The 26,285-nt window shown below is 73.2% G+C and carries 24 protein-coding genes; 7 read left to right on the top strand and 17 right to left on the bottom strand.

Annotated elements, in window-relative coordinates; translation table 11 throughout:
• The first annotated feature begins 162 nt into the window (after positions 1-162).
• Together ACFYZR_RS16045 and ACFYZR_RS16040 are read left to right on the top strand one after the other, a co-directional pair.
• Positions 163-1,164 carry an acyl-CoA desaturase gene (locus tag ACFYZR_RS16045; RefSeq protein ID WP_391910488.1) on the top strand — a complete coding sequence of 334 codons (1,002 nt, stop codon included), beginning with the start codon at positions 163-165 and terminating at the stop codon, positions 1,162-1,164.
• The gene (locus ACFYZR_RS16040) at positions 1,161-1,856 is read left to right on the top strand and encodes a TetR/AcrR family transcriptional regulator (RefSeq protein ID WP_189454456.1); all 696 of its coding nucleotides are present in this window, start codon (positions 1,161-1,163) and stop codon (positions 1,854-1,856) included. The genes ACFYZR_RS16045 and ACFYZR_RS16040 overlap by 4 nt, the downstream gene beginning before the upstream one ends.
• A 329-nt stretch (positions 1,857-2,185) precedes the next feature.
• On the opposite strand, the gene ACFYZR_RS16035 is transcribed toward ACFYZR_RS16040, so the two are convergent.
• Positions 2,186-3,052 (bottom strand): trans-aconitate 2-methyltransferase, encoded by an 867-nt coding sequence (locus ACFYZR_RS16035; protein ID WP_391910485.1) that lies wholly within the window; start codon positions 3,050-3,052, stop codon positions 2,186-2,188.
• Positions 3,053-3,108: 56 nt separating this feature from the next.
• Between ACFYZR_RS16035 and ACFYZR_RS16030 the strand changes: the two genes are divergently transcribed.
• Positions 3,109-3,606 carry a MarR family winged helix-turn-helix transcriptional regulator gene (locus ACFYZR_RS16030; RefSeq protein ID WP_391910483.1) on the top strand — a complete coding sequence of 166 codons (498 nt, stop codon included), beginning with the start codon at positions 3,109-3,111 and terminating at the stop codon, positions 3,604-3,606.
• On the opposite strand, the gene ACFYZR_RS16025 is transcribed toward ACFYZR_RS16030, so the two are convergent.
• Positions 3,565-4,353 (bottom strand): LuxR C-terminal-related transcriptional regulator, encoded by a 789-nt coding sequence (locus tag ACFYZR_RS16025; RefSeq protein ID WP_391910481.1) that lies wholly within the window; start codon positions 4,351-4,353, stop codon positions 3,565-3,567. The genes ACFYZR_RS16030 and ACFYZR_RS16025 overlap by 42 nt on opposite strands.
• 242 nt (positions 4,354-4,595) lie before the next feature.
• Between ACFYZR_RS16025 and ACFYZR_RS16020 the strand changes: the two genes are divergently transcribed.
• Positions 4,596-5,051, top strand: coding sequence for a GNAT family N-acetyltransferase (locus ACFYZR_RS16020; RefSeq protein ID WP_391910479.1), 456 nt, complete (start codon positions 4,596-4,598; stop codon positions 5,049-5,051).
• On the opposite strand, the gene galK is transcribed toward ACFYZR_RS16020, so the two are convergent.
• Genes galK through galT form a run of 3 tightly spaced genes read right to left on the bottom strand, consistent with a single transcriptional unit; the run spans position 5,048 to position 8,258 of the window.
• A complete protein-coding gene (gene galK, locus ACFYZR_RS16015; protein WP_391910477.1) occupies positions 5,048-6,232 on the bottom strand; it encodes a galactokinase in 1,185 nt (394 codons plus the stop codon). The genes ACFYZR_RS16020 and galK overlap by 4 nt on opposite strands.
• Positions 6,229-7,215 (bottom strand): UDP-glucose 4-epimerase GalE, encoded by a 987-nt coding sequence (gene galE / locus ACFYZR_RS16010; protein ID WP_391910475.1) that lies wholly within the window; start codon positions 7,213-7,215, stop codon positions 6,229-6,231. Before galE ends, galK begins: the two co-directional genes overlap by 4 nt.
• On the bottom strand, positions 7,212-8,258 hold the full coding sequence (gene galT, locus ACFYZR_RS16005; protein WP_391910473.1) for a galactose-1-phosphate uridylyltransferase: 1,047 nt from the start codon (positions 8,256-8,258) through the stop codon (positions 7,212-7,214). Before galT ends, galE begins: the two co-directional genes overlap by 4 nt.
• 96 nt (positions 8,259-8,354) lie before the next feature.
• Here galT and ACFYZR_RS16000 point away from each other — a divergent pair, with 96 nt between their 5' ends.
• Positions 8,355-10,010 carry a sodium:solute symporter family protein gene (locus ACFYZR_RS16000; RefSeq protein ID WP_391910471.1) on the top strand — a complete coding sequence of 552 codons (1,656 nt, stop codon included), beginning with the start codon at positions 8,355-8,357 and terminating at the stop codon, positions 10,008-10,010.
• Positions 10,011-10,036: 26 nt separating this feature from the next.
• A complete protein-coding gene (locus ACFYZR_RS15995) occupies positions 10,037-10,291 on the top strand; it encodes a hypothetical protein (protein ID WP_391910470.1) in 255 nt (84 codons plus the stop codon).
• On the opposite strand, the gene ACFYZR_RS15990 is transcribed toward ACFYZR_RS15995, so the two are convergent.
• The 3 genes from ACFYZR_RS15990 to ACFYZR_RS15980 all read right to left on the bottom strand — a co-directional run bounded on the left by ACFYZR_RS15990 (position 10,230) and on the right by ACFYZR_RS15980 (position 15,157).
• Positions 10,230-10,979 (bottom strand): response regulator transcription factor, encoded by a 750-nt coding sequence (locus ACFYZR_RS15990; protein WP_391910468.1) that lies wholly within the window; start codon positions 10,977-10,979, stop codon positions 10,230-10,232. The genes ACFYZR_RS15995 and ACFYZR_RS15990 overlap by 62 nt on opposite strands.
• Positions 10,980-11,215: 236 nt before the next feature.
• Complete coding sequence (locus ACFYZR_RS15985; protein WP_391910466.1) at positions 11,216-13,159, bottom strand: PQQ-binding-like beta-propeller repeat protein; 1,944 nt, start codon at positions 13,157-13,159, stop codon at positions 11,216-11,218.
• Positions 13,160-13,354: 195 nt separating this feature from the next.
• On the bottom strand, positions 13,355-15,157 hold the full coding sequence (locus ACFYZR_RS15980) for an ABC-F family ATP-binding cassette domain-containing protein (RefSeq protein ID WP_391910464.1): 1,803 nt from the start codon (positions 15,155-15,157) through the stop codon (positions 13,355-13,357).
• Between the two features lie 193 nt (positions 15,158-15,350).
• Between ACFYZR_RS15980 and ACFYZR_RS15975 the strand changes: the two genes are divergently transcribed.
• The gene (locus ACFYZR_RS15975; protein WP_391910462.1) at positions 15,351-16,493 is read left to right on the top strand and encodes an acyltransferase family protein; all 1,143 of its coding nucleotides are present in this window, start codon (positions 15,351-15,353) and stop codon (positions 16,491-16,493) included.
• A gap of 5 nt (positions 16,494-16,498) precedes the next feature.
• On the opposite strand, the gene ACFYZR_RS15970 is transcribed toward ACFYZR_RS15975, so the two are convergent.
• The 9 genes from ACFYZR_RS15970 to ACFYZR_RS15930 form a co-directional block, all read right to left on the bottom strand.
• Entirely contained in the window at positions 16,499-17,419 is a 921-nt protein-coding gene (locus tag ACFYZR_RS15970; RefSeq protein WP_391910460.1) for a 4-(cytidine 5'-diphospho)-2-C-methyl-D-erythritol kinase, read from the bottom strand.
• Positions 17,416-18,306, bottom strand: a complete 891-nt coding sequence (gene rsmA, locus ACFYZR_RS15965; protein WP_391910458.1) for a 16S rRNA (adenine(1518)-N(6)/adenine(1519)-N(6))-dimethyltransferase RsmA — start codon at positions 18,304-18,306, stop codon at positions 17,416-17,418. Before rsmA ends, ACFYZR_RS15970 begins: the two co-directional genes overlap by 4 nt.
• Entirely contained in the window at positions 18,303-19,790 is a 1,488-nt protein-coding gene (locus ACFYZR_RS15960; protein ID WP_391910708.1) for a ubiquitin-like domain-containing protein, read from the bottom strand. Before ACFYZR_RS15960 ends, rsmA begins: the two co-directional genes overlap by 4 nt.
• A 627-nt stretch (positions 19,791-20,417) precedes the next feature.
• Positions 20,418-21,350, bottom strand: a complete 933-nt coding sequence (locus ACFYZR_RS15955; RefSeq protein WP_391910456.1) for a TatD family hydrolase — start codon at positions 21,348-21,350, stop codon at positions 20,418-20,420.
• A gap of 53 nt (positions 21,351-21,403) precedes the next feature.
• Entirely contained in the window at positions 21,404-21,850 is a 447-nt protein-coding gene (locus tag ACFYZR_RS15950; protein ID WP_391910454.1) for a hypothetical protein, read from the bottom strand.
• Positions 21,851-22,035: 185 nt separating this feature from the next.
• The gene (gene rsmI, locus ACFYZR_RS15945) at positions 22,036-22,887 is read right to left on the bottom strand and encodes a 16S rRNA (cytidine(1402)-2'-O)-methyltransferase (RefSeq protein ID WP_391910452.1); all 852 of its coding nucleotides are present in this window, start codon (positions 22,885-22,887) and stop codon (positions 22,036-22,038) included.
• A 43-nt stretch (positions 22,888-22,930) separates the two neighbouring features.
• Positions 22,931-23,416, bottom strand: coding sequence for a DUF6299 family protein (locus ACFYZR_RS15940; protein ID WP_391910450.1), 486 nt, complete (start codon positions 23,414-23,416; stop codon positions 22,931-22,933).
• A 71-nt stretch (positions 23,417-23,487) separates the two neighbouring features.
• Positions 23,488-24,339, bottom strand: coding sequence for an EamA family transporter (locus ACFYZR_RS15935; RefSeq protein WP_391910448.1), 852 nt, complete (start codon positions 24,337-24,339; stop codon positions 23,488-23,490).
• A 137-nt stretch (positions 24,340-24,476) separates the two neighbouring features.
• A complete protein-coding gene (locus tag ACFYZR_RS15930) occupies positions 24,477-26,120 on the bottom strand; it encodes a penicillin-binding transpeptidase domain-containing protein (RefSeq protein ID WP_391910446.1) in 1,644 nt (547 codons plus the stop codon).
• Between the last annotated feature and the right edge of the window lie 165 nt (positions 26,121-26,285).

Below are 26,285 nucleotides of genomic sequence, written 5' to 3'. Positions count from 1 at the left end.
GTGGCGGACCGCGCTGTCCGACGGCAACAGCATAGGTCGCCGCCCGACGCGCGGTTGTCCGCAGCCCTCTTGCTCAGGCGCCCGGCCCTGCCATACTTACGAAGCCGTAGGTTACGGAACCGTAGGAACCGTGATCAAGATCCGACCCCCATGAGGGAACCCATGACTGCAAGCCCCGACGTGCTCGAAGACGCGCCGAAGGCCCAGGAGACCCCGCTCCCCTCCGCCACGCTGGGCGGGGAGCAACGCCGGTCGATCGAGCAGTTCACCCTGCTGCTGTTCATCGTCGTTCCGTTCGTCGCCCTGCTCGCCGCCGTCCCGCTGGCCTGGGGCTGGGGGGTGAGCTGGCTGGATCTGGGCCTGATGGTGGCCATGTACTACATCGGTTGCCACGGCATCACGATCGGCTACCACCGGTACTTCACCCACGGTTCGTTCAAGGCCAAGCGGCCGCTGCGGATCGCGCTGGCGGTCATGGGGTCGCTGGCGGTCGAGGGACCGCTGGTCCGCTGGGTCGCGGACCACCGCAAGCACCACAAGTTCTCCGACGCCGAGGGCGACCCGCATTCGCCCTGGCGCTACGGCGAGACCGTTCCGGCCCTGATGAAGGGGCTGTGGTGGGCCCACGTCGGCTGGATGTTCGACGAGGAGCAGACGTCACAGCAGAAGTACGCACCGGATCTGATCAAGGACCCCGCCCTTCGTGCGGTCTCGCGGCAGTTCGTGCTGTGGACGGTGGTCTCGCTGCTGGTGCCCCCGCTGGTGGGCGGGCTGGTGACCTGGTCGTGGCAGGGTGCGGCGACGGCGTTCTTCTGGGGTTCGCTGGTGCGGGTGGCGCTGCTGCACCATGTGACGTGGTCGATCAATTCGATCTGCCACGCGGTGGGCAAGCGTCCGTTCAAGTCGCGGGACCGCTCGGGGAACGTGTGGTGGCTGGCCGTGCTGTCGTGCGGCGAGTCCTGGCACAACCTCCACCACGCCGACCCGACGTCGGCGCGGCACGGTGTGCTGAAGGGGCAGCTGGACTCCAGCGCCCGTATCATCCGCTGGTTCGAGCGGGCGGGCTGGGCGTACGACGTGCGCTGGCCGAACGCGGGCCGGATCGAGTCCCGGCGGGCGTCCGGGGAGAAACGGGATAAGGAGGATGCCGCGCACGCGGCATGATTGACGGCGTGGCGATCGACAGCAATACCAGTGACAAGGACCTGCCAGCTGCCTCCGGGAGCCGGCGCGGCCGGCCCCGCCGTGTGCGGATGACCGGTGCGGAGCGCCGTGAGCAGCTGCTGGACATCGGTCGCACGCTCTTCGCCGAGCGGGGCTTCGAGGGGACGTCGGTGGAGGAGATCGCGGCGAAGGCCGGGGTCTCCAAGCCGGTGGTCTACGAGCACTTCGGCGGCAAGGAGGGGCTGTACGCGGTGGTCGTGGACCGTGAGATGCGGCGGCTCCTCGACATGGTCACGGGCGCGCTGACGGCGGGCCACCCGAGGGAGCTGCTGGAGCAGGCGGCCTTCGCCCTCCTGGACTACATCGAGAAGTCCACGGACGGCTTCCGGATCCTGGTGCGGGATTCGCCGGTGGCGCAGTCGACGGGCACGTTCGCCTCGCTGATCAGCGATATCGCCACGCAGGTGGAGGACATCCTGGGCCTGGAGTTCAAGGCGCGCGGCTTCGACCCGAAGCTGGCGCCGCTGTACGCGCAGGCGCTGGTGGGGATGGTCGCCCTGACGGGGCAGTGGTGGCTGGATGTGCGGAAGCCGCGGAAGGCGGAGGTGGCGGCGCATCTGGTGAACCTCGCGTGGCACGGGCTGGACGGGCTGGAGCCGAAGCCGCGGCTGGTGGGCCACCGCAAGTCTTGACCGGCCGGGCCGGGTGGGCCGCCGGGGGCGGCGCCGGGGGACCGGGGTGGCGGGGGCGGTTCGGCACCGCCGGGCGGGTAGCGGGGTGGCCGGGCGCCGTGGCGGCGGGAGGGGGCCCCTGACCCGCCTCTTCCCGTTTCCTGGGGGCAAGCCCCCAGCCCCCCGAACCGGGGCTGCGCCCCTGGCCCCCCCGGGGGGGGGCAGCTCCCGGGTGGGCGGGGGCGGAGCCCCTCGCCTCACCCGCCGTGGGGACGGGGGCCTGCCCCCGGAAACGGTGAAAGGGCGGGACCGGGGCACCTCACCCCGCCGCAGCGGCGCCCAGCCACCCACTACGCGCCCGGCGGTGCCGAGCCCGGCTCAGGCGGCAGGTCCCGCTTCCGGGCCACCACGAAGATCCGCCGGAAGGGGAACGGCGTCGTCCCGTCCGGCCCCGCCGGGTACGCGTCCCGCAGCATCGCCCCGTATTCGGCGAGGAAGGCGCGCGTCGCCGCCGGGTCGTCCGCGAGGCCGGTCAGGACCGGCCGAAGCCCCGTGCCGCGCACCCAGTCGAGGACGGGGTCCTCGCCCTGGAGGACGTGGACGTACGTCGTCTCCCACGCGTCCACCTCGCAGCCGAGCGCCGTCAGCCGCTCCAGGTACTCCACGGGCCGGAGGACGTCGAGGGTGCGGCGGCCCGCCGTGCCCAGGCGGTCGTGCCAGCGCGGTGAGGCGCACAGCTCGCGCAGCAGGGCGTGGCTGGGGGCGTCGCCGTTCCCCGGGACCTGGAAGGCGAACGTTCCGCCGGGCGCGAGGCCGGCCAGCCAGGCCGGGAAGGCCCGTACATGGCCGGGCACCCACTGGAGCGCGGCGTTGGAGACGATCAGGTCGTAGTGGCGCTCGTCGCCGACGCCCGGCGTCCAGTCGGCCAGGTCCGCGTGGGCGAAGTCGAGGCGGCCGCCGCCGGGGGTGGGGCCGGCGTGGGCGGCGGCCTCGGCGAGCATCGGGGCAGAGTTGTCGTAGCCGGTGATGCGGGCGTCCGGCCAGCGGTCGGCGAGCAGCGCCGTGACGTTGCCGGCGCCGCAGCCGAGGTCGGCGATCCGGGCAGGACGACCCGGCGGCTCCGGCACTCGGGCGAGCAGTTCATGGAAGGGCCGGGTCCGGTGCCCGGCGTGGCGGAGGTACTGGGCGGGGTCCCAGTCGGGGGTATGGCGCACCATGCGACCTATCTTGACATCAAGAGACTTCATGTCGACAGACCTACTACACTGATCCCATGGAGGACGAGGTCGATCGGCTGGTCGCGGCGTGGCGCCGAGAGCGCCCCGATCTCGACGTGGAACCACTCGAAGTACTCAGTCGCGTCTCCAGGCTGGCCCGGCATCTCGACCGGGCGCGCCGGATCGCCTTCGCCGAGCACGAGCTCGAGCCCTGGGAATTCGACGTCCTGACCGCCCTGCGCCGCGCCGGGGACCCCTATCAGCTCTCCCCCGGGCAGCTGCTGACCCAGACCCTGGTCACCTCGGGCACCATGACCAACCGCATCGACCGGCTCGCCAAGAAGGGCCTGGTCCAGCGGGAGCCGGACCCCAGCGACCGGCGCGGGGTGCTCGTCCGGCTCACCGCCGAGGGGCGGGACCGCGCGGATCAGGCGCTCGCCGGGCTGCTCGCCCAGGAGCGCGCGATCCTCGCCGAGCTGTCCGCCGGGCAGCGCGGTGAACTGGCCGGGCTGCTACGCCAGTTGACCGCCCCGTTCGACAACGTCCCCGGCTAGGTCCACCGGGCCCACCCCGGCCCGCCGGGCCAGCGCGACGGCGGCCAGGGTGGAGTGCACCCCGAGCTTGCCGAGCACGTTCTGCATATGCGTACGGACCGTGTGCGGGGAGAGGTAGAGCCGCTCGGCGACGGCCTTGCGGCCCAGCCCGGCCACCATGCAGCGCAGCACCTCGCGCTCGCGCGGGGTCAGCGACTCCACCAGCCGCTCGCTCTCCGTGCGGTGCTTGCGCGCGGCCGTCAGCTCGCGCAGCACGCCCGTCAGCAGGGCGGGCGGCAGATGCGTCTCGTCCCGCAGCACCCCTCGTATCACCGACAGCAGGCGTGAGAGCGAGCAGTCCTTGGCCACCCAGCCGCCGGCTCCCGCCTGGAGCGCGGCGGCCGCCCGCCGTGGATCGTCGCGCTCGGCCAGTACGACCGTCCGCACCCCCGGATGGCCCGCGCGGACCCTCGCCACCAGCGAGATCCCGTCCACCGCGCCCTCGCCCGGCCCCGAGCCGTCCTGGCCCGGGCCCCGGGGCTGCGCCGGCACATGCGCGACGTCCGGACCCACCGTGCCGAGGTCGGCGTCGATCAGCAGCACCTCGAAGCGCCGCCCCTCGCTCGCGGCGCGCTCCAGCGCGCGCAGCGCCGCCGGCCCGCTGCCGGCGGCCGAGACGTCCACGTCCTGCTCCGCCGCGAGGGCGGCGGCGAGCGACTCGGCGAAGATGCGGTGGTCGTCGACCACCAATACCCGAATACGTGCCACAACCACCCCCATGTCCCGGTAGGCGGAGGCAGTGCGGGTACGGCGCCCGAACCCGGGGCCGCCACGCGCGCACGGCCGCCGCCGTGCCCTGACAACCACCCCGCCCCGGGCGTCGTACCTGCCTGTCTCGCCCCCTGATCAGCGCCGGCCCCCACCGGCACTGTGCATCAGCGTACGGCCGGGGTCCGGCGACGGAAGCCGATTGGCAAAACTGCTTGACCCGGGTGTTTATCGTGAGCTTTATGTTCAGTATTGAGGCGGTGAACGACTCGGAACGACGCGATGTGGTCCTCGCGCGACTCCGCGCGACCAATACCGAACGTTCGTCCGTCATGCGGGCGTTGCGGGGCACACCCGTCGAGCGCAGCGTCCCCGTGGAGGTCTACGCGACCGGCCCGGACGGCGAGCTGGCGGGCGGGCTCATCGGGCACGTCCAGTGGGGCTGGCTCCACCTCGACCTCCTCTGGGTGGACGAGCGCCACCGCGGCGCGGGGCTCGGCGGCGCGCTGACGGCGCGCGCGGAGGACGTGGCGCGCGAGGCCCACGGGGCGGTGGGCAGCCAGGTGGAGACATGGGACTTCCAGGCGCCGGGCTTCTACCGGAAGGTGGGCTACGAGGAGGTGGCGGCGGTCGAGGACTATCCGCCGGGGATGACGAACCACCTGCTGATCAAGCGGTTCGGGGACCGGGAGCACTAGAGCTCGCGCCGCGCGCCCTCGCCCGCCGTCGCCGTGAAGACGCGCGGCGCCGCGTACCCGGCGGCGGCGAAGGCCTCCGTCACGGCCCGTTCCACCGTCCCGGCCGCCGCCTCGTCCGTGAGGACGAGGGCCGAGCCGCCGAAGCCGCCGCCCGTCATCCGCGCGCCCGGCGCACCGGCCCCGGTCGCCGCGGCGACCACCAGGTCCAACTCCGGGCAGGAGACGGCGAAGTCGTCCCGCAGGGAGGCGTGCCCGGCCGTCAGCAGCGGCCCGACGGCTCGCGGGTCGCCCGCGTCGAGCAGCGCGGCCACGGCCCGCACCCGCTCGTTCTCGGAGACGACGTGCCGCACCAGCGCGCCCGCGCCGGCCACGGACCGCACCTCCCGTACCGCGTCGTCGAGTTCCTCGTACGGGACGTCCCGCAGGGCGCGCACCCCCAGTGCGCGCGCCGCCGCCTCGCAGCCCGCGCGCCGTCGCGCGTATTCGCCCTCCCCCAGGTCGTGTTTGACGCGTGTGTCGACGACCAACAGCCGCAGGCCGTGCGCCGCCGGGTCGAAGGGGATGTGCCGCCGGGTGAGGTCGCGGGTGTCGAGGTGGAGGACGTGGCCGGCCACGCAGCACGCCGAGGCGGTCTGGTCCATGATCCCGCAGGGGACGCCGGCGAAGACGTTCTCGGCCCGTCGCGCCAGCCGGGCCAGCTCCGGGCGGGCGAGCCCGAGCCCGTACAGCCCGTCGAGGGCGAGCGCGGTGGCGATCTCCAGGGCGGCGGAGGACGAGAGCCCCGCCCCCACCGGCACCTCGCTCTCCACGTGGAGGTCCGCGCCCGCCACGGCGTGCCCCGCCTCGCGCAGCGCCCACAGGACGCCCGCGGGGTACGCCGCCCAGCCCCGGACGGCGCCGGGCGGCGGCTCGTCCGGCGACACGGTCACGACGCCGCCCGGCATGTCCGCCGAGTGCAGCCGCAGCCGTCCGTCGGCGCGGGCGCGGGCCGCCACCCGGGTGACCCGGGGCAGGGCGAGCGGCATCACGAAGCCGTCGTTGAAGTCGGTGTACTCGCCGATGAGGTTCACCCGGCCGGGCGCCGCCCACACGCCCTCGCAGCCGGTGCCGTGCACGGCCCGGAAGGCGGCCGCGGCCCGTACCGCGGCCGCCCGCCCGGACGCCGCCCGCCCGCCGCTCAAGGGCGCTCCCGGGCGGCGCCGTGCCGTGCGAAGTCCCAGGCGTCCTCGACGATCGCGGCGAGGTCCGGGCGGCGCGGCCGCCAGCCGAGCAGCCGCCGCGCCCGTTCGGCGGAGGCGACGAGCACGGCGGGATCGCCCGCCCGGCGCGGGCCGGGGATCTCCGGGACGGGGTGCCCGGTGACCTTGCGGACGGTCTCGACGACCTCGCGGACGGAGAAGCCGCGCCCGTTGCCGAGGTTGAGAATCAGGTGCTCGCCGGGGCGGGCCGCGCCGAGGGCCAGGAGGTGGGCCTCGGCGAGGTCGGCGACGTGGATGTAGTCGCGGACGCACGTCCCGTCGGGGGTCGGGTAGTCCTCGCCGTGGACGGAGATCGTCTCGCGCTCCCCCAGCGCCACCTGGAGGACGAGCGGGATCAGATGGGACTCGGGCGCGTGGCGCTCGCCGTGGCGCCCGTACGCCCCCGCCACGTTGAAGTAGCGCAGGGAGACGGCGGCCAGGCCGTGGGCCGCGCACTCCCCGGCGATCATGTGGTCGACGGCGAGCTTGGTGGCGCCGTAGGGGTTGGTGGGGGCGGTGGGGGCGTCCTCGGTGATCGGGACGGTGGCCGGTTCGCCGTAGGTGGCGGCGGTGGAGGAGAAGACGAGGGTGCGCACGCCCGCGTCCCGCATGGCGGTGAGCAGTTCGAGCGTGCCGCCGACGTTGTTGCGCCAGTACGTGTCCGGGCGGGTCACGGACTCCCCCACCTGCGAGAACGCGGCGAAGTGGAGCACGGCGTCATGGCCGGCGACCAGCTCTCGGGCCGCGTCCTGGACCCGGCCCTCAATGAAGCGGGCCCCCTCGGGGACGGCGTCGCGGTGGCCGGTGGAGAGGTCGTCGAGGACGGTCACCTGGTGCCCGGCGGCCAGCAGATGCGCGGCCACGACGCTTCCGACATAGCCGGCACCGCCCGTGACCAGGTACGTTCCGCTGTCTCCGCTGCTCATGCGCTCGCTACCTCCCGTAGCCGTCCGGCCGCGGCCTCCGGCCGCACGTCGTTGATGAACACGTTCATGCCTGCCTCCGAACCGGCGACGAACTTCAGTTTTCCGGGAGCCCGGCGGCTGGTGAAGAGCTCGAGGTGGAGCGCGAATTCGTTCCTGTGGGGGTGCCGGAAGGGCGCCTGGTGCCAGCCGGAGACATAGGGGGTCGGCGGCAGGCCGGGGCCGAAGATCCGGTCGAAGCGCCGCAGGAGCTCCAGATAGACCCGGGGGAACTCGGCGCGCGCCGCGTCGTCGAGGGACGGCAGGTCGGGCACCCGGCGGCGCGGGTGGAGCCGGATCTCGTACGGCCAGCGGGCGGCGTACGGCACGAAGGCCAGCCAGTGCTCGCCGTCGAGGACGATCCGGCGGCCGTCGGCCAGTTCGTCGGCGACGACGTCGTCGAAGAGGTTCCGGCCGCCCGTGCGCTCGCGGTGGGCGGCGGCGGAGTCGAGCATGCGAGCGGTGCGCGGGGTGACGAAGGGGTAGGCGTAGATCTGACCGTGGGGGTGGCCGAGGGTGACGCCGATCTCGTGGCCGCGGTTCTCGAAGCAGTAGACCTGCTCGACGGCGGGGAGCAGGGCGAGTTCGGCGGTGCGGTCGCTCCAGGCGGCGAGGACGAGCGCGGCGCGGTCGTCGTCGAGACCGGCGAAGGAGGCGTCGTGGTCGTCGGTGAAACAGACGACCTCGCAACGGCCGTTGTCGCCGGAGAGGGCGGGGAAGCGGTTCTCGAAGACGGCCACCTCATAGGCGGGGGCGGGGATTTCGGTGTCCCGGCCGTCGCGCGAGGGACACAGCGGGCAGGAGTCGGCGGCCGGGTGGAGGGGCCGGTCCTGGCGCTGGGCGGCGATGGCGACGCCGTCGCCGACGAGCGGATCGTAGCGGATCTCCCCTGCCACGGACGGGGGTTGGAGCGGGCGCCGGTCGGCGGTGTCGCGCACGGCGTCGTCACGGGAGTCGAAGTAGAGCAGTTCACGGCCGTCGGCGAGCCGGGTCGCCGTCTTCTTCATACGACCTCTCCTCACACACCTTCACACATAACCGAACACAAGGAATCATGACCCGACAGCACGGTCAACAGCGCCCGAGCGACCGAGAGGTGAAGCATGCGCTATTCGGCCGAGAGTCTGCGGCTCCCCGTCAACGGGCTCGACTATGCCATCCTGGCGATCTACTTCGCCGTGGTCCTGGGCATCGGCGTGGCCGCGCGCCGTTCGGTCCGCACCAGCCTGGACTTCTTCCTCTCCGGGCGGTCGCTGCCCGCCTGGATCACCGGGCTCGCCTTCGTCGCCGCCAACCTCGGCGCCACCGAGATCCTGGGCATGGCCGCCAACGGCGCGCAGTACGGCGTGTACACCGTGCACTGGTACTGGATCGGCGCGATACCGGCCATGGTCTTCCTGGGGCTGGTGATGATGCCGTTCTACTACGGGTCGAGGGTCGGTTCGGTGCCCGAGTTCCTGCTGCGGCGGTTCGGGCCCGCCTCGCACCTGCTCTCCTCGGTGATCTTCGCGGTGTCGTCGGTGCTGATCGCGGGCGTCAACCTCTACGCGCTGGCGCTGGTGCTGCGGGCGCTGCTGGGCTGGCCGCAGGGGGTCGCGATCGTCGTCGCGGGCCTCTTCGTCCTGGCGTACATCACGCTCGGCGGGCTGTCCTCGGCGATCTACAACGAGGTCCTCCAGTTCTTTGTGATCCTGGCGGCGCTGGTGCCGCTGACGGTCGTCGGCCTCAAGCGCGTGGGCGGGCCGGGCGGGCTGTGGGACTCGCTCTCCGCCGAGCGCGGCGAGGACTTCCTGAGCGCCTGGGGCGGCACGGGCGTCGGCCACGCCAATCCGCTGGGCGCCAACTGGCTGACCATCGTGCTGGGTCTGGGCTTCGTGATGAGCTTCGGCTACTGGACGACGAACTTCGCCGAGGTGCAGCGCGCGCTGTCCGCGAAGGACCTGGGCGCGGCCCGGCGGACGCCGCTGATCGCGGCCTTCCCGAAGCTGCTGATCCCGCTGGTGGTGGTCGTGCCGGGGCTGATCGCCCTGGTGCTGGAGCCGTCCCTGGGCCGGGCCGGCAGCGGGCTGAGCTACAACGACGCGATCCCCGTGCTGATGCGCGACCTGCTGCCCAACGGCATGCTGGGCATCGCGGTGACGGGCCTGCTCGCGGCGTTCATGGCGGGCATGGCCGCCAATGTGTCGTCCTTCAACACGGTCTTCACCAGCGACATCTGGCGGGCGTACGTACGTCCGGGCCGCACCGACGCGTACTACCTGGCCACCGGCCGCGCGGTGACGGCGGCCGGGGTGCTCGCGGGGATGGGCACGGCGTTCATCGCCTCGTCCTTCTCCAACATCATGAACTATCTCCAGACGCTGTTCTCGTTCTTCAACGTGCCGCTCTTCGCGGTCTTCGTCATCGGGATGTTCTGGAGGCGGGCCACGGCCGCGGCGGGCTTCTGGGGGCTGCTGTCGGGCACGGCGGCCGCGATGGTCAACTACTTCTGGCTGTACCGGCGGGGCGTCATCGGCATCCCCACCGACCAGGGCGCCAACTTCGTCTCGTCCATCGTGGCGTTCGCCGTCGCGGCCGCGGTGATGCTCGCGGTCTCGCTCGTCACCGAGCCGAGGCCCGCCGGGGCGCTGACGGGGCTGGTGTACGGGACGGCCGCCGCGCCCGCCGAGGGCGGGACCGTCTGGTACCGCAGGCCCGCGCCGCTCGGCTGGGGGGCCGTGCTCCTGGCCGCCCTCTGCTACGTCCCCTTCTCGCTGTAGAACCCTTCCCTTCAGGACCTCTCTCGATGGAGGAGCACGCTGTGAAGAGCGCCTTCGACATACGGCGGGTCATCGGCGGCCTGTTCACCGTCTACGGGCTGCTGCTCACCGCCGCCGGGGCGGCCGCATCCGACGCGGACCTGCGCAAGGCCCAGGGGGTGAACGTCAACCTCTGGGCCGGTCTCGGCATGCTCGCGCTCGGCGGCCTCTTCCTGTGGCTCAGCCGCCGCCCTGCTGACCCGGCACGCTCCGGACAGGCCCCGGCGGACGGGGAGGACTGACCGGCGCGGGGGCGGCCGCGGAGCCGCCCGTGGCACGGTCCAGCAGGCCCGTACGGGCGGCCAGGGCGGCCGCCTCCAGCCGCGAGCCCACCCCGAGCTTCATCAGGACGCGCTGGACGTGGGTGCGGGCCGTGCTGGGCGCTATCCCCATGCCGGCGGCGATCAGCCGGGTGTCCTCGCCCTCGGCGACCCGCACCAGGACCTCGACCTCGCGCGGGGTGAGCAGCTGGAGCAGCCGGGCGCCCTCGTCGTCGGGCTGGGTGGCGGGGTTGAGGAGCTCGGTGAAGGCGCCCTGGAGGAGCTGGGGCTCCACGGCGGCCTCGCCCGCGCGGGCCTTCATCATCGCCCGCTCGACGCCTTCGATGCGCTCGTTGTGCCGGACGTAGCCGGAGGCGCCGGCGGCGAAGGCCGCGGCGATGCCCAGCGGGCTCGGCACGGGGCCGAGCACGACGACGGCGACCTGGGGGCGCTCCCGTTTGATCCGGACGACCGGGTCGAAGGCGCCCGGCTCGGCCGGGGACGCCGTGCCCAGCAGGCACACCTCGGGGGCGCGGCTGATGACCAGGTCGGCCGCGCCGGCGCTGGGCGCGGCCGCGGCCAGCACGCGGTGCCCGCGCAACTTCAGTGCCGAGGCGAGGGCCTCGGCCAGCAGACGATGGTCGTCCACCACCATGAGCCGCACGCCCATTGAGCTTCCCCCTGTCGTCCGCTGCCGCCCACTGCCGCTCGCGTACGTCTCCCCGGCACCCTCTTGCCCGGGAAGCTACACGCTTGTTCGACGTTCCGCGCCCCTTACCGGTGAGAAGTCCCCCGGAATGCCGAAATCCCTGCCAATCACGTGTACTTCGCGACTGAAACGGATCGTTCAGGCATGCACACGCGGTGGGCAGGGATACGGCTGGAGTGCTCGTCAATCGATCAGTATCAACTACCGCCGAAAATCATCACCAGATACTGCTTGCCGAAACTCACCGAGCTGGGCTTGTTGGCGTAACTGCCGCCCAGGTACAGGCGGCCCTGGGACCAGAGGGTCGGCTGGATGGTCGGCGAGAGCATGCGCTCACTCTGCGCCGACGAGGCCGGATTCTTCAGCAGGACATCGGTCTTGAACGACTTCGGATCGATCCGGACCACCTGGCCGCCCGCCTTGTAGGTCGGGTCCTGGTAACCGATGGGGTAGCCGTCCTTGTCGACGCCCAGCGGGGTCAGGGTGGATCCCGGCACGCCCTCGGCCTTGCCCCTGGACTGGCCGGTGGCCAGGTCGAAGCCGACGATCTCGTTGACGCGGCCGACCTGCTGGGCGTTGCCGCTGGAGTGCTCCTCGGAGGGGAGGAAGAGGGTGTCCTTGGTGACGGCGAGCTTGGTGCAGCCCTCGACGTTCGTCGAGGGGCACTTCGGCGTGAAACCGCCGTTCCCCGTGGAGACCTTGGAGCGCAGCTTGCCGTCCGTGGCGCTGTCGTCGATCGCCAGGAAGTCGGAGGCGCCGCTGCCCTTGTCCCCTCCGGCGTCGACCGCGATGACCAGCGGGTCGGTGGAGGCGACGTGCACCCACTGGATTCCGGCGGGGACCTTGTAGACCGACTTGGGCGCGCCCGACGCCGGGTCGAGGGTCTGCACCTGCATCTGCGGGCGCGCGTAGTCGCCGCAGCGGCGGACCGCGACGAGCTTGGAGCCGCCGCCGTAGCCGTCGTCCCGGCAGTCGTCGCCCGGCTTGGGCTTCCACAGTTCCTTGCCGCCGTCCAGCGACCAGGCCGCGCCGCCCGACGTGCCGCCCGCGGCGACGGTGCCGCCGCCGATGGTGACCTCGCCGAAGCGGAGGTCCTGGTCGCCGCTCTTGGCGGACTTCTGCCAGAGCTTCTTCCCGTTGTTCAGGTCGAGGGCGACGACCTGGGTGCACTGGGCGGCGGGGGACTTGTCGGCCTTGACGACCAGAGCCGTCTTGCCGTCGGCGGTGGTCTGCTGGGACGGCCAGCAGATCTCGCCGTCGAGCGGGACCTCCCACTGCTTGCCGCCGGAGAGGCCATAGCCGACGATCTTGTAGATGTCGGCCTTGGCGAAGACCTTGTCCGTCGCCCACATGCCCTTGACGCTGATGAGGTCGTCGGCCTTGGGCTGGTCGACGGTGAAGAGCAGCTTGCCGTCGACGGTCTTGGGGGCCTTGCCGCCGCCCTGGGCCGCGCCGCCCTGCGTACCGGCGCTGGAGCCCGCCTCGGTCTTCTTGCCGTCGTCACCGCCGCCCTTGGTGGCGAACCAGATGCCGCCGCCGGCGACGACCAGCACCGCGGCCACCGCGCCGGCGATGATCGCCATGCGCTTCTTGGGCCCGCTGCCGCCCGGGGCGCCGACGGGCGCGCCCGCGGGGAACTGCGCGGTGGGCCCGTATCCGCCGTACTGCGGCTGGCCGGGGGCACCGGGCGCGCCCGGATAGCCGTAACCGCCGGGCGCACCGGGAGCACCGGCCTGGCCGGGGTAGCCGTAGCCGCCGGGGGCGGCGGGAGCGCCGGGCGCGCCCGGGTAGCCGTAGCCACCGGGAGCACCGGCGGGCGGCGGGACCTGGGGCGCCGCGCCCGGCTGCGGCGGGGTCTGCGGGGCGCCCGGCGGCGGGACCGCGGGCGTGCTCAGCATGGTGGGCGGCGGGGCCTGGGGCGGGGTCTGCGGGGCCGCGCCCGGCTGCGGCGGCTGAGGAGCGCCGGCGGGCGGGGGCACGGGCGGGCTGACCATGGTGGGCGGCGGGGCCTGCGGGGGCGTGCCCGGGGGCGGTCCCTGCGGCGGCGGGGTGCCGAAGCCGCCCCGGGGGTCCTGCGGTGCGCCGAAGCCTCCGCCCGGCGGGCCCTGCGGTGGCTGGGGTGGCTGCGGCGGCTGTGACATCAGCTTTCCTCTTTACACGCGGACCGGGGCTTGTACCGCACAAATCCCGCCACTGTGCGGCAGGCGAGCGGGTGTTCTTTGTACCACCCGCCACGGACGGCCCAAGGGCCGATCACAGATGTATCCACCACCTGAGACCCCGTCGTGACGAGACTGTTGCGGCGCCGGTCCGCAACAGCCCGTCCGGCCCGAGGACTACGCGTCCTCGGCGAGTTCGAGCCAGCGCAGCTCCAGCTCCTCGCGCTCATTGGCCAGTTCCCGCAGCTCGGCGTCGAGCTTGGCCACGGCCTCGAAGTCGGTCGCCTGCTCGGCGATCCGGGCGTGGAGCTTGGCCTCCTGCTCGCTGATGCGGTCCAGCCGGCGCTCGATCTTCTGGAGCTCCTTCTTCGCCGCGCGGGCGTCGGCGGCGGGCTTCGCCTTGACGGCGGCGGGCGCGGCGGGGGCGGCCGGGGCGGCGGCCTCGATGACGCGCTGACGGCGCTCCAGGTACTCGTCGAGGCCGCGCGGCAGCATCCGCAGCGCCCGGTCGCCGAGCAGCGCGTAGACGCGGTCCGTCGTGCGCTCGACGAAGTACCGGTCGTGGCTGATGACGATCATCGAGCCGGGCCAGCCGTCGAGGAGGTCCTCGAGCTGGGTGAGGGTCTCGATGTCGAGGTCGTTGGTGGGCTCGTCGAGGAAGAGGACGTTGGGCTCGTCCATCAGCAGGCGCAGGATCTGCAGCCGGCGGCGCTCACCGCCGGAGAGGTCGCCGACGGGCGTCCACTGCTTCTCCTTGGTGAAGCCGAACTTCTCGCAGAGCTGTCCGGCGGTCATCTCCCGGCCCTTGCCGAGGTCGACCCGGTCGCGGATCTGCTGGACGGCCTCCAGGACCCGCTTGGCGGGGTCGAGTTCGGCGACCTCCTGGGAGAGGTAGGCGAGCTTGACGGTCCTGCCGACGACGACCTTGCCGGCCGCCGGCTGCTTCTCGCCCTCGGTGCGGGCCGCCTCGGCGAGGGTGCGCAGCAGCGAGGTCTTGCCGGCGCCGTTGACGCCGACGAGGCCGATGCGGTCGCCGGGGCCCAGCTGCCAGGTGAGGTGCTCGATGAGCGACTTGGGGCCGGCCTGGACGGTCACGTCCTCCAGGTCGAAGACGGTCCTGCCCAGCCGCGAGCTGGCGAACTTCATCAGCTCGGAGGTGTCGCGCGGCGGCGGCACGTCCGCGATCAGCTCGTTGGCGGCCTCGATGCGGAAGCGCGGCTTGCTGGTGCGGGCGGGGGCGCCGCGCCGCAGCCAGGCGAGCTCCTTGCGCATCAGGTTCTGCCGCTTGGCCTCCTCGGTGGCGGCGATCCGCTCCCGCTCGGCGCGTGCGAAGACGTAGTCGCTGTAGCCGCCCTCGTACTCGTGGACGGTGCCGCGCTGGACGTCCCACATGCGGGTGCAGACCTGGTCGAGGAACCAGCGGTCGTGGGTGACGCACACCAGCGCCGAGCGGCGGGCCTGGAGGTGGCCGGCGAGCCAGGTGATGCCCTCGACGTCGAGGTGGTTGGTGGGCTCGTCCAGGACGATCAGGTCCTGCTCGGAGATCAGCAGCTTGGCCAGCGCGATGCGGCGGCGCTCACCGCCGGAGAGCGGGCCGATGACGGTGTCCAGGCCCTGCGGGAAGGCGGGCAGGTCCAGGCCGCCGAAGAGGCCGGTGAGCACGTCGCGGATCTTGGCGTTGCCGGCCCACTCGTGGTCGGCCATGTCCCCGAGGACCTCGTGCCGCACGGTGGCGGCCGGGTCCAGGGAGTCGTGCTGGGTGAGGACGCCCATGCGCACGTGACCGGCGTGGGTCACCCGGCCCTTGTCGGCCTCCTCCAGCTTGGCGAGGATGCGGATGAGCGTGGTCTTGCCGTCGCCGTTGCGACCGACGACGCCGATCCGGTCGCCCTCGTTGACGCCGAGGGAGATGCCGTCGAGCAGCGCACGGGTGCCGTACACCTTGTCTACGGCTTCCAGATTGACCAGGTTGGCTGCCATGCCGCTGCCGCTCCTTGTTCGATGGGACTGACTCCAGGATCCCACGGCCGGCCGGAGGCCCCGACCGGGCCCGGGCGGCGCCGCGCGCGGCATCCGGCCTGATCCGCCGCGGGGCGCGGGGAAAGATCGCTGGTAGATTCCACCCGGTCCGCGCCCGTATCCGCGCATTTCCGTCCGGCCAGAAAGACACCGCGTGAGCCTTATATCGGAGGCCGTTCCTCAGGCCGGTTCGGCTCCACGCCCCCGGACGGTGGCCTCGCGGACACGGCTGGAATCGCTCACCGGTCTGCGGTGGTTCGCGGCGCTCCTCATCTTCAGTTACCACTTCTCGTACGAGCAGTACGGCGCCGGTACCGCGAAACACCTGCGCGCGCTGAAGGACGCCACCTTCGCCGGCCCCTCGGCGGTCTCCTTCTTCTTCATCCTCTCGGGCTTCGTGCTCGCCTGGTCGGCACGGCCCGGCAACCCGGCCCCCGGATTCTGGCGGCGGCGTTTCGCCCGTATCTACCCCAGCCATCTGGTGACCTTCGGCATCGCGGCGCTGATGCTGGTCTGGATGGGGAAGAGGCTGGAGACCGGCCCGGCACTGAGCAATCTCACCCTGACCCAGTCCTGGGTGCCCAACGACGAGGACCGCTGGTTCGCCTACAACGGCGTCTCCTGGTCGCTCTGCTGCGAGTTCTTCTTCTACCTCTGCTTCCCGCTGCTGATCTCCGCGATCCGCAGGCTCCCGCTCGCGGGCCTGTGGGCCGTGGTCGGCCTCGGGAACGCCTTCGTCCTGCTGCACCCGTTCACCACGGGCTTCTTCCTGCGGACGGCGGGCTGGGACCCGAAGTTCACGATGTACATGTTCCCGCCCGTGCGCCTGGCCGAATTCGTCATCGGCATCGCGCTCGCCCTGCTGGTGAAGAAGGGCGCCTGGCGCGGCCCGGGCCTGGTGGCGAGTGTCGCGCTGTCCGTGGGAGCCGTCTTCGCCCTGGCGCACCTCGTGCCGGAGAGGTTCCACTGGGTCGCCGTCACGGTGGTTCCCTTCACCCTCACCGTCGCGGCGGCCGCGCGCGCGGACGTACGGGGCGAGGAGTCACCGTTCCGGAACCGGTTCGTGGTGTACCTCGGCGAGGTTTCCTTCGCCTTCTATCTCCTGCACGAAATGGTCATTTTCAGTACGAGCCATTTCCTGAGGCTGCACCACGTCACGATCCCGCTGGCCGTGCACGCCGCCCTGGTCATGGCGGTCTCACTGGGCGGTGCCGTTCTCCTGCACGAGTGCGTGGAGAAGCCGTGCGTGAAGCTGCTGCGTCCCCGGGCGGAACGCATCCGTAGCTCGGGCCGATGAGCCGCTCAGGCCGATGAGCGGGCGGTCCCGCACACCGTCGCGCCGGGCGCCGGGCCGGAGGTGACGCGGACCGCGCGGCAGGTGCCGGAGGAGCGGAGCGCGTCGGCCACCTTCTCGGCCTCGGCCTCCCCGGCGGTCAGGAACGCCGTCGTCGGGCCGGAGCCGGAGACCATGGCCGCCAGCGCCCCGGCCTCCTCGCCCACCGCCAGCGTCGCGGCGAGCGACGGGCGCAGGGAGACGGCGGCGGGCTGGAGGTCGTTGCTCACGGCGGCCGCCAGCGCCGTCGCGTCGCCGGTGCGCAGGGCCTCCAGCAGGGCGGCCGACGGCTCCGGGTCGGGTACGGGCGTGGTGCCGCGCAGCCGGTCGCACTCGGCGTAGACGGCCGGGGTGGACAGGCCGCTGTCGGCGACGGCGAACACCCAGGAGAAGGAGCCGCCCGCCTCCAGCGGCGTCAGCAGCTCGCCCCGTCCGCGGCCGAGGGCCGCGCCGCCGACGAGGCTGAAGGGCACGTCGCTGCCGAGCTCCGCGCAGATCTCCAGGAGCTCCTCGCGGGAGGCGCCGGTGCCCCACAGGGCGTCGCAGGCGAGGAGGGCGCCCGCGCCGTCCGCGCTGCCGCCGGCCATGCCGCCCGCGACGGGGATGTCCTTGTCGATGTGGATGTGGACGTCCGCCTCGCGGCCGTGGCGGGCGGCGAGGGCGAGCGCCGCCCGGGCGGCCAGGTTGGTGCGGTCCAGGGGTACCTGGGCGGCGTCCGGGCCGGAGCAGGTGACGCGCAGCTCGTCGGCGGGGGTGACGGTGACCTCGTCGTACAGCCCGACCGCCAGGAACACGTTGGCCAGGTCGTGGAAGCCGTCGGGACGCAGCGGGCCGACGGCGAGCTGGACGTTGACCTTCGCGGGGACGCGAACCGTGACGGAGGCGGTCACTGCGCGGCGCCCTTCTGCTCGGCGATGGCGGCGAACTCGTGGACGGTCAGCGCCTCGCCGCGGGCCTGCGGGGAGATCCCGGCGGCGACCAGCGCGGCCTCGGCGGCGGCCGCCGAGCCCGCCCAGCCGGCCAGCGCGGCGCGCAGCGTCTTGCGGCGCTGGGCGAAGGCGGCGTCCACGACGGCGAAGACCTCGGCCTTGGTGGCCGTCGTCCTGACCGGCTCGGTGCGCCGGACCAGCGAGACGAGGCCGGAGTCGACGTTCGGCGCGGGCCAGAAGACATTGCGGCCGATGGCGCCGGCCCGCTTGACGTCCGCGTACCAGTTGGCCTTCACCGACGGGACGCCGTAGACCTTGTTGCCCGGCTTGGCGGCGAGCCGGTCGGCGACCTCGGCCTGGACCATGACCAGGGTGCGCTCGATGCTGGGGAAGCGGTCGAGCATGTGCAGCAGCACGGGCACGGCGACGTTGTAGGGCAGGTTGGCCACGAGGGCGGTGGGCGCCGGGCCGGGCAGCTCCTGCACGTGCATGGCGTCGCTGTGCACGAGCGCGAAGCGGTCGGCGCGCTCGGGCAGCCGCTTGGCGATCGTCCCCGGCAGCGCGGCGGCCAGCACGTCGTCGATCTCGACCGCCGTGACCCGGTCGGCCGCCTCCAGCAGGGCGAGGGTCAGCGACCCGAGACCGGGTCCGACCTCGACGACGACATCGTCGGGCCGCACCTCGGCGGTCCGCACGATCCGGCGGACCGTATTGGCGTCGATCACGAAGTTCTGGCCGCGCTGTTTGGTGGGGCGGACCCCGAGGGCGGCGGCCAGTTCACGGATGTCGGCCGGGCCGAGCAGGGCGCCGGACTCGCCGGACTCGTCTGTGCTGGGGCTGGAGCTCACCCGTGAAGTTTACGGCCGCACACGGGCCAGGGGCTCGCCCCCCGGCTGACGTACAGCTTCTTGGCCCGCATGGTCTGCTCCTCCGAGGGCGCGTCCTGCGGGCGGCCGCTGCCGCCGAGGGACTGCCAGGTGTGGGTGTCGAACTGGTACAGCCCGCCGTAGGTGCCGGACGGGTCGACGGCGTCGGGCCGCCCGCCCGCCTCGCACTGCGCGAGCCCGTTCCAGTTGAGCCCCTCCGCGCCCTGCACGGTGGTGGGCCGGGCCTTGGTGCCGACCTTGACGATCTCGGTGCGGGGCGGCCGGACGACCTCGGAGCGGATCTTCTTGGGCTTCTGCTTGACGCCGTTGACGGTCCGCAGGGAGTACGTGACGCGCTCGACGCCCTTCTCGCCGCGCTGGGAGACGACCTCGGTGCCCTTGTAGAGCGAGGGGTCCTCGTGGCGCTCGGTGGTGAAGTCGATGGGCTCCTCCCTGGCCTCCTCACCGGCGGAGATCCGCATGACGGAGATCGTCTGGCCCTCTCGGGGGAAGCTCTCGGGGTCCACGGAGGTGGTGTCCTCGCCGCGCAGCCCGATGCCGGCCTGCTCGATGGCCTCGCGGACGGTCGCGGCGTTGGTGCGGACGGTGCGCTCGCGCCCGTCGGCCATGAAGGTGACGGTGCGTTCGGTGCGGACGTCCAGGTCCAGGCCCTTGCGCCCGATGGGCGCGGAGCGGGACGCGGACAGATAGGCGCCCTCGGCCCGGACGCCGAGCTGGCGCAGGGCGCCGTCGACGGTGCGGGCGGTCGTCCACACCTGGCGGCGCTCCCCGTCCAGGGTGAGGGAGACGGGCCGCCCGTAGCGGACGATGACGCGGTCGCCGGAGGCCAGGTCGTGGTGGCGGCCGGGGGCGACGATGTCGTGCTCGCCGACGGCCATGCCCTCGTCGGCCAGCAGCTCCTCGACGTCGCCGGCGAAGGTGTGGAGGGTGCGGGGCTTGCCGTCGACGCTGAGCTGGACGGCCTTGTCGCCGGCGATGAAGGCCGACGTCCCGCCGGCCAGGAAGGCCACGACGAGCGCCTGCGGCAGCAGCCGGCGCAGCGGCTCGGCGCCCCGTTCGCGGGGCGCCGGACGGGTCCCGGACCGGTCGCCCGCCGCCGCCCCGGCCGCGGGCCGGGGGGCGGCGCCGCGCGCCGAACGCTTACGGCCGCCGCCCGCGGCCGCCCGCCGCGAGGCGGCCCGGCCACCGGGGGCGGGCACGATCGCGGTGCCGGGGCCGGTGGCGTGGTCCGGCTCGGCGTCGACGCCGAGCCCGGCCACGGGCGGGCCCGTCACGGGCAGACTGTCGACCACGGGCGGGCTGTCGGCCACCGCGATCCCGGCGGCGCCGTGGGGCCCGTGGGCCTCGGCGGCCCCGGGGCCGCCGTGCGTCCCGGGGTGCCCATGGGCGCCGGAACCACCGCTGGGGACCCCGGAGCCGTCGTCCGTCCCGGGGCTCTCGTAGATCCCGAGGTGCCCGTAGGCCCCATGGCCCTCGTGGGCCCCCGGCCCGCCGGAGGTTCCCGGGGACTCGGGGCCGTAGGTGCCGGGGCCACCGTGGCCCGGACCGCCACGGGCGCCGGAGGCTCCGGAAGTCCCGGGGCCGCCATGGTCACCGGGACCGCCCGGGGCCCCCGGCCCGCCGCCGCCCCCGGGGCCCCGGCCGCTCGGTGGGGTCGCCTGCCGGGGAAGCTGGGGGTGGCCGAACGGCTCGTACGTCTCGTAGCCCTCGTGGCCCCCGTACGCGCCGTACGTCCCGTACCGCTCCGGCGCGGCGGACGCGCCGGACGCACCGTGCGGGTCATGCGCGTCGTACGGCCGGTACGGGTCGTAGGGCTCGTACGCCTCGAACGGCTCCAGGGGCGCGAACGTCCCCTGGTTCCCGTACGCGTACGGGTCCGGCGGCGGCCCGTACGGCTCGCGGGGCGCGTACGGGTCGTACGACGGGGTTCCCGTCGCGGCGCGGGGTGCAGCGTGGGGGCTGCCCGGTGCATGACTCACGACACTCCACAGGTCCGGCTAGGCCCGGGACTGTAGCGGAGCGACCATCACCCACCAAAGTCGTATCGTCACACGGTGTCGCGGAAATCGGCGTCAGTATCCGAAGGCGCGTGCGGTATTGGCCGCTACCGCCGTGGCCAGGGCGTCCTCGGCGATGTCCTTCACTCCGGCCATCGCGCGCAATGTGACCGGAATGAGGTAGGGCGCGTTGGGCCGTCCGCGATACGGGGCCGGGGTCAGGAAGGGCGCGTCGGTCTCGACGAGGATCAGGTCGAGGGGGGCGACGGCCAGGGCGTCGCGCAGGTGCTGGGCGTTCTTGAAGGTGACGTTGCCGGCGAAGGACATGTAGTAGCCCGCCTCGGCGCAGACCTTCGCCATGGCGGCGTCACCGGAGTAGCAGTGGAAGACCACCCGCTCGGGAGCGCCCTCCTCGGCCAGGACGCGCAGCACGTCGTCGTGGGCGTCGCGGTCGTGGATGACCAGGGCCTTGCCCTGCCGCTTGGCGATGTCGATATGGCGCCGGAAGGAGTACTCCTGGGCGGCCATTCCCTCGGGTCCGGTACGGAAGTAGTCCAGCCCCGTCTCCCCCACCCCGCGTACCTGGGGCAGGGCGGCGAGCCGGTCGATCTCCTGGAGCGCGGCGTCGAGGGCGGCCGTGCCGCCGGGCTCGCGGGCACCCTGGCGCGACCAGCCGTCGGGGTCGCCGAGGACGATGCGGGGCGCTTCGTTCGGGTGCAGGGCCACCGTGGCCCAGACGGGCTCGTGGGCGGCGGCCGTCTCGGCCGCCCAGCGCGACCCGGCCAGGTCGCAACCCACCTGGATCACCGTGGTGACCCCGACGGAGGCGGCCTTGGCCAGTGCGTCCTCGACGGTGCCGCTCTGCATGTCGAGGTGGGTGTGGGAGTCGGCGACGGGCACGGCCAACGGTGCCGGGAGCGGCGGAGGGACGTCCTGGTCGCTCTTCTTCTTCCGCTCGCCGCCGACCGGACCGTTGTTCGCGCTGTCGTTCGATGCTGTTGCCGCCATGACCGCGATTCTAAGGAGGGGGGTCACACGCGGCCGGGCTCACCCGCTCCGGGTCACTTCCGGTGGAAGGGCCGCAGCAGGTCGGAGAGGTGCCAGTGGTGACCCTCGCGGCGCTCGTGGGTGCCGCCGTCGTGGAGCGGTCCGGAGGCCGACTGGAGGGTCGCCGGGACGGCCGTGCGCTCGGCCAGATGCAGGGCGTCGGCGACCACGGACACCTGCCCGGACCGCATGATGCGCACCGTGTGCGCACCGCAGTTGACGCAGGTCGGGCGGGTCAGCGGAGACGGGACGCGCTCGCCGTCCGCGTAGTAGGTGACGAAGGGCAGGCCCTTCGCGTCCACGTGGTGCCTTATCTCGTACGACTGCTCCCAGCCGCTCCCGCATCGCATGCAGACGAAGGAGTAGGACTCGTGGGCCGGCTCGAACGCGGCGGCGGTCTGCTCCGTCACCGTGCGGGTCGCGCGCTGGGCTCCGTTCGAAGCTCCTGCGGTCTCGCTCATGGCAGCTCCTCTTGTCCTAGGACAAGTCTCTCCGGGACCGGACGTCCCACCACAAGGGAACGCCCATCCCGGCGACGGCGCAGCAGCCTGACCCACGAATTGGGACAAACTTGGCGGCTCCATGCCCGAAAGCGTTGGCTGCCATGCCAGGGCTTTGCTTTTCAGGTCAGCCCTTTACCTTACTGTCAATCCCGCTGTGCGGCATTTTTTGCCGCTACGACCGCATCGAACACATCTCTCTTGGGTAGGCCTGTCTCCGCCGCCACGGCCGCGATCGCCTCCTTGCGGCGTTCGCCCGCCTCCTCCCGGACGCGTACGCGCCGGACGAGCTCGGCGGGGTCCACTTCCTCGGGCCTGTCGGGGGCCCCTTCGACGACGATCGTGATCTCGCCCCGGACGCCCTCGGCCGCCCAGGCCGCCAGCTCGGCCAGGGGGCCGCGCCTGACCTCCTCGTACGTCTTCGTCAGCTCCCGGCACACGGCGGCGCGGCGGTCCGCGCCGAAGACCTCGGCCATCGCGGCGAGGGTGTCGTCCAGCCGGTGCGGGGCCTCGAAGTAGACGAGCGTGCGGCGCTCGCCGGCCACCTCGCGCAGCCGGCTCAGCCGCTCGCCGGGCTTGCGGGGCGGGAAGCCCTCGAAGCAGAACCGGTCCACGGGCAGGCCCGAGACCGCCAGCGCGGTGAGCACGGCCGAGGGGCCGGGCACGGCCGTGACCTTGACGCCCTTCTCCACGGCGGCCGCGACGAGCCGGTAGCCGGGGTCGGACACGGACGGCATCCCCGCGTCGGTGACCAGCAGCACCCGCGCCCCGCCCACGAGGGCCTCGACCAGGTCGGGGGTCCGGGCGGACTCGTTGACCTCGTTGTAGGAGACCACCCGGCCGGTGGTCCGCACCCCCAGCGCCTGGGTCAGCCGGCGCAGCCGCCGGGTGTCCTCGGCGGCGATCACCTCGGCGGCGCCGAGCTCGGCGGCCAGCCGCGGGGGCGCGTCGGCGACGTCGCCGATGGGGGTTCCTGCGAGTACGAGAGTTCCAGTCACGCTCCCATCCTCGCAGCCCGGGCGCCCACCGGCCCCGGCCGCCTCAGCTCCGGCGGGCCGGCACCAGCGTGATGTCCCGTTCGCGGGCGACGGTCAGGAACCGCGGCAGCGGGATCCCGCCCCGGTCGGAGCTCATCTGCAGGAGCGTGCCGTCGGCCCGCGCCGGGCCGGGCCGGAGCGAGGCCCCGTAGGGCCGTGCCGAATTGCGCCACCGGTGCCGGGCGCCGTCGCAGACGGCCCTGCTGCCGCCGATGCCCTCGGTCCGGCGGTTCTGGAGGACGTTGCTGGCGACGAAGACCGTGCCGGTGTGCTCGACGACCGTGCAGCGGTAGCTGCCGCTCATGGTGAGGGTGCCGTCGGGGGCGAGGGTGGCGGAGGGGTCGATGGTCATGGAGCCCGTGGACCGGGGGGCGGGCGCGGCCTGGGCCATGGGGGCAGCCGTGGCCAGGCAGGCGAGGGCCCCGGCGGCGACGCCGACGCGGGTGCGGGTGCGGGTGCGGAGGTGAATGAGGTGAATGCGGATGCGCATGGGGCAGGGATACCGGAACCGGCCGCCGAGGTGTCCGCACCTCACCCGCCCGGCGGCGCGTCTCCGTGACATCAGCTGGTGTGCAGCATCAGCCCGATCCCGACGACCATCAGTCCCGCCGCGGCGATCCTCGGCGCCCCGAACCGTTCCTTCATCACGATCGCGCCGATCGCCGCGCCCACGATGATCGACGACTCGCGCAGCGCCGCGACGGGGGCGAGAGGTGCCCGGGTCTGCGCCCACAGCACCAGCCCGTACGCGAAGACGGACAGCAGTCCGCCGAGCAGCCCGCGTACGGCGAAGGGGCGGATCTGGGCGAGCAGGGCGCCGCGCCGGGCGGTCACCGCCCAGGCGGGGATCACCAGCCCCTCCAGGATCATCAGCCAGGAGATATAGCCGAGCGACGAACCCGCGGCCCGTACGCCCAGGCCGTCGACGACCGTGTACGCGGCGATGGCGAGCCCGGTGGCGACGGCCGCCCCGATCGCCGCCCACCGGGGCCGGGTGCCCGAGCCGCGGATGCCCCACAGGGCGAGGCCGGTCAGCCCGGCGGAGGCGACGGCGACGCCCGCGAGCTGACGGCCGTCGGCGACCTCGTGGGCGAAGAGCGCCGCGAGACCGGTGACCGCCAGCGGGGCGGTGCCGCGGGCGATCGGGTACATCTGGCCGAAGTCGCCGAGGGTGAACGACCGCATGAGCAGGACCTGGTAGACCGTGTGGAGGACGGCCGAGGCGAGCAGGTAGGGCCAGGCCCCGGCGGCGGGCGTCGGTACGAACGGCAGCAGCGCCGCCCCGCAGAGCGCCCCGCCGCCGCCCACGAGGGTGAAGGCGAGGAGCTGGTCCTTGATGCCGTGGGCGATGGCGTTCCAACTGGCGTGGGTGACGGCGGCGATGAGGACGGCGAAGGCGACGAGCGGCGTCATGCGCCACCACCCCCGGCCCGGCGGTCAGGTATGCGGGACGGAATGCTCATGACACCCGACGCTAGCGGCGCCGCCGGGGGCCCGCGATGTCGTTTCCGTCACCTCTCCACCCCGTCACCCCATCACCTTTCCCCGCTTCACCCCGTCACATCGGCCCCGGGCCTGGGGTCGGCACGCAGCACGGCCGCGACGACCGGGCCGGCCGAGTCGCCGCCGTGCCCGCCCTGCGGGACGACGGCGGCCGCCGCCACGTCGTTGCGGTACGCGGCGAACCAGCCGTTGGACTTGGCCTGGCCGTCGACCTCCGCCGAGCCCGTCTTGGCGCCGATCTCGCCGCCGAGGCCGGCCATCGCCCTGGCGCCCGTACCGGAGACGGCCGTGAGCCGCATCATCGAGCGCAGGTCACCGGCGGCGGAAGGCGCCAGCGGGCGGGCGGCCCGGGCGAGTTGACGGCCGTCCAGGGACGGGGAGACGAAGTACGGCTGGTGGAACGAGCCGTCGCGGACGGTCGCCGCGATCGACGCCATGTTGAGGGGGCTCATCTGCACCCGGCCCTGCCCGATGAGCGAGGCGGCCTTGCCCGCGCCGCTGTCGGTGGGCACCCGGCCGTCGAAGGTCGCGACGCCGGCCTTCCAGTCCAGGCCGATCCCGAAGACGTCGCGGGCCTCGGCGGCGAGGGCGCCGTCGGAGAGCTGCCCGGCGAAGGAGATGAAGGCGGTGTTGCAGGACGCGGCGAAGTCCTGGGCGAAGGTGGCCCGGGGGTTCTCGCTGTTCTCGACGTTGTGGAAGGTCATGCCGTACGTGGCGTTCTTCGGGCACGGCAGGGGCTTGGAGGGTGCGGCCTTGCCCTGTTCCAGCAGCAGCGCGGACGTCACGATCTTCATCGTGGAGCCGGGCGCGGTCGTACCGCCCAGCGCGGCGTTGAACCCCGTCTTCTTGGAGTTGGCGACGGCGAGGATCTCGCCGGTGCTCGCCTTCACGGCGACCACGGAGGCGTCGTCGTACCTGTTCACCGCGGCCTCGGCGGCGCGCTGGAGCCCCGCGTCGATGGTGGTGGGCAGCTTGCCGGGCTTGCCCTCGGAGACGACGTGGAGGTTCTTGGGCTCCGTGCCCGCGGGCCCTTCGAGCCGGACCGCGACGGCGGGCTCGCCGCCCGCCTTCTCGCCGTACTTCTTGCGCAGCTCGGGCAGGACGGACGCCAGGGACGGGAGGTCCTTGGGGTCCAGCTCGACGCCGCCCCGGCCGACGGCGACGACCTTCGGGTCCTCGGTCGCGCCGGTGCGCAGCGTCCGGCCGGCGGTGAGCTCGGGGTGGACGACGGTCGGCTGCCAGCCGACCTTCGCCCGGCCGCCCTCGGCGCCGCGGACGACGTCGAGCGAGGAGTCGTAGGCCCAGGTGGTGCGCTGCTTGCCGTGGACGACCTCGGCGCTGACGGAGAAGGGCACCTTCGTGCCGACGGCCGTGCCCTGCTTGAACGTCACCTTCTGTACGTGCGCGGCGTCCCGGAAGGCGGTCAGGGCGGTGGTCGCCGCCTGGGCGTTGTCGGTGAGGCCGGCGGCCTTGCCGGTGTCCCCGGCCGCCCAGGCGCCGAGGAAGTCGCGCGCGGTCTTCTCGGTCTCGTCGGATGTCGGCGGCCCGGTCCGGGCCGGGGCGGCTTCCGCCCGTAGCCCGCCCGCTCCGCCGCCCGTGACGGCGTCGACGAGGTTGTAGGCGCCGATCCCGGCCGCCCCCACGACCGCCGCGGCGGCGACGCCTATGCCGATCTTCGCACCAGTGCGCATGTTCCCCTGCCCCCTCCTGGTTTTAATCACCTGATTAAAACCCTGGACGGCACTCTACGGGATGACGGTGACGCATGGTGTGAAACGGCCGGAAACAGCCGCTTGAAACCGACGGTGCGTCAAACGGCGCTCGCGGAAAGGGGACCGGCCCAGAATCGGATCCAG

Origin of the sequence: Streptomyces sp. NPDC001678, assembly GCF_042892945.1 — a bacterium.
In the GTDB taxonomy this organism is placed as follows: Bacteria; Actinomycetota; Actinomycetes; order Streptomycetales; family Streptomycetaceae; genus Streptomyces.
Note: the sequence above shows the minus strand (reverse complement) of the source record. Positions and strands in the feature narration are given on the sequence as shown.

Bases quoted from the DNA above. Each gene is read 5' to 3' on its own strand.
- ACFYZR_RS16045 (WP_391910488.1), top strand. From the start codon at position 163: ATGACTGCAAGCCCCGACGTGCTCGAAGACGCGCCGAAGGCCCAGGAG.
- ACFYZR_RS16040 (WP_189454456.1), top strand. From the start codon at position 1,161: ATGATTGACGGCGTGGCGATCGACAGCAATACCAGTGACAAGGACCTG.
- ACFYZR_RS16035 (WP_391910485.1), bottom strand. From the start codon at position 3,052: ATGGTGCGCCATACCCCCGACTGGGACCCCGCCCAGTACCTCCGCCAC.
- ACFYZR_RS16030 (WP_391910483.1), top strand. From the start codon at position 3,109: ATGGAGGACGAGGTCGATCGGCTGGTCGCGGCGTGGCGCCGAGAGCGC.
- ACFYZR_RS16020 (WP_391910479.1), top strand. From the start codon at position 4,596: ATGTTCAGTATTGAGGCGGTGAACGACTCGGAACGACGCGATGTGGTC.
- galE (WP_391910475.1), bottom strand. From the start codon at position 7,215: ATGAGCAGCGGAGACAGCGGAACGTACCTGGTCACGGGCGGTGCCGGC.
- galT (WP_391910473.1), bottom strand. From the start codon at position 8,258: ATGAAGAAGACGGCGACCCGGCTCGCCGACGGCCGTGAACTGCTCTAC.
- ACFYZR_RS16000 (WP_391910471.1), top strand. From the start codon at position 8,355: ATGCGCTATTCGGCCGAGAGTCTGCGGCTCCCCGTCAACGGGCTCGAC.
- ACFYZR_RS15995 (WP_391910470.1), top strand. From the start codon at position 10,037: ATGGAGGAGCACGCTGTGAAGAGCGCCTTCGACATACGGCGGGTCATC.
- ACFYZR_RS15990 (WP_391910468.1), bottom strand. From the start codon at position 10,979: ATGGGCGTGCGGCTCATGGTGGTGGACGACCATCGTCTGCTGGCCGAG.
- ACFYZR_RS15985 (WP_391910466.1), bottom strand. From the start codon at position 13,159: ATGTCACAGCCGCCGCAGCCACCCCAGCCACCGCAGGGCCCGCCGGGC.
- ACFYZR_RS15980 (WP_391910464.1), bottom strand. From the start codon at position 15,157: ATGGCAGCCAACCTGGTCAATCTGGAAGCCGTAGACAAGGTGTACGGC.
- ACFYZR_RS15955 (WP_391910456.1), bottom strand. From the start codon at position 21,350: ATGGCGGCAACAGCATCGAACGACAGCGCGAACAACGGTCCGGTCGGC.
- ACFYZR_RS15950 (WP_391910454.1), bottom strand. From the start codon at position 21,850: ATGAGCGAGACCGCAGGAGCTTCGAACGGAGCCCAGCGCGCGACCCGC.
- ACFYZR_RS15940 (WP_391910450.1), bottom strand. From the start codon at position 23,416: ATGCGCATCCGCATTCACCTCATTCACCTCCGCACCCGCACCCGCACC.
- ACFYZR_RS15935 (WP_391910448.1), bottom strand. From the start codon at position 24,339: ATGACGCCGCTCGTCGCCTTCGCCGTCCTCATCGCCGCCGTCACCCAC.
- ACFYZR_RS15930 (WP_391910446.1), bottom strand. From the start codon at position 26,120: ATGCGCACTGGTGCGAAGATCGGCATAGGCGTCGCCGCCGCGGCGGTC.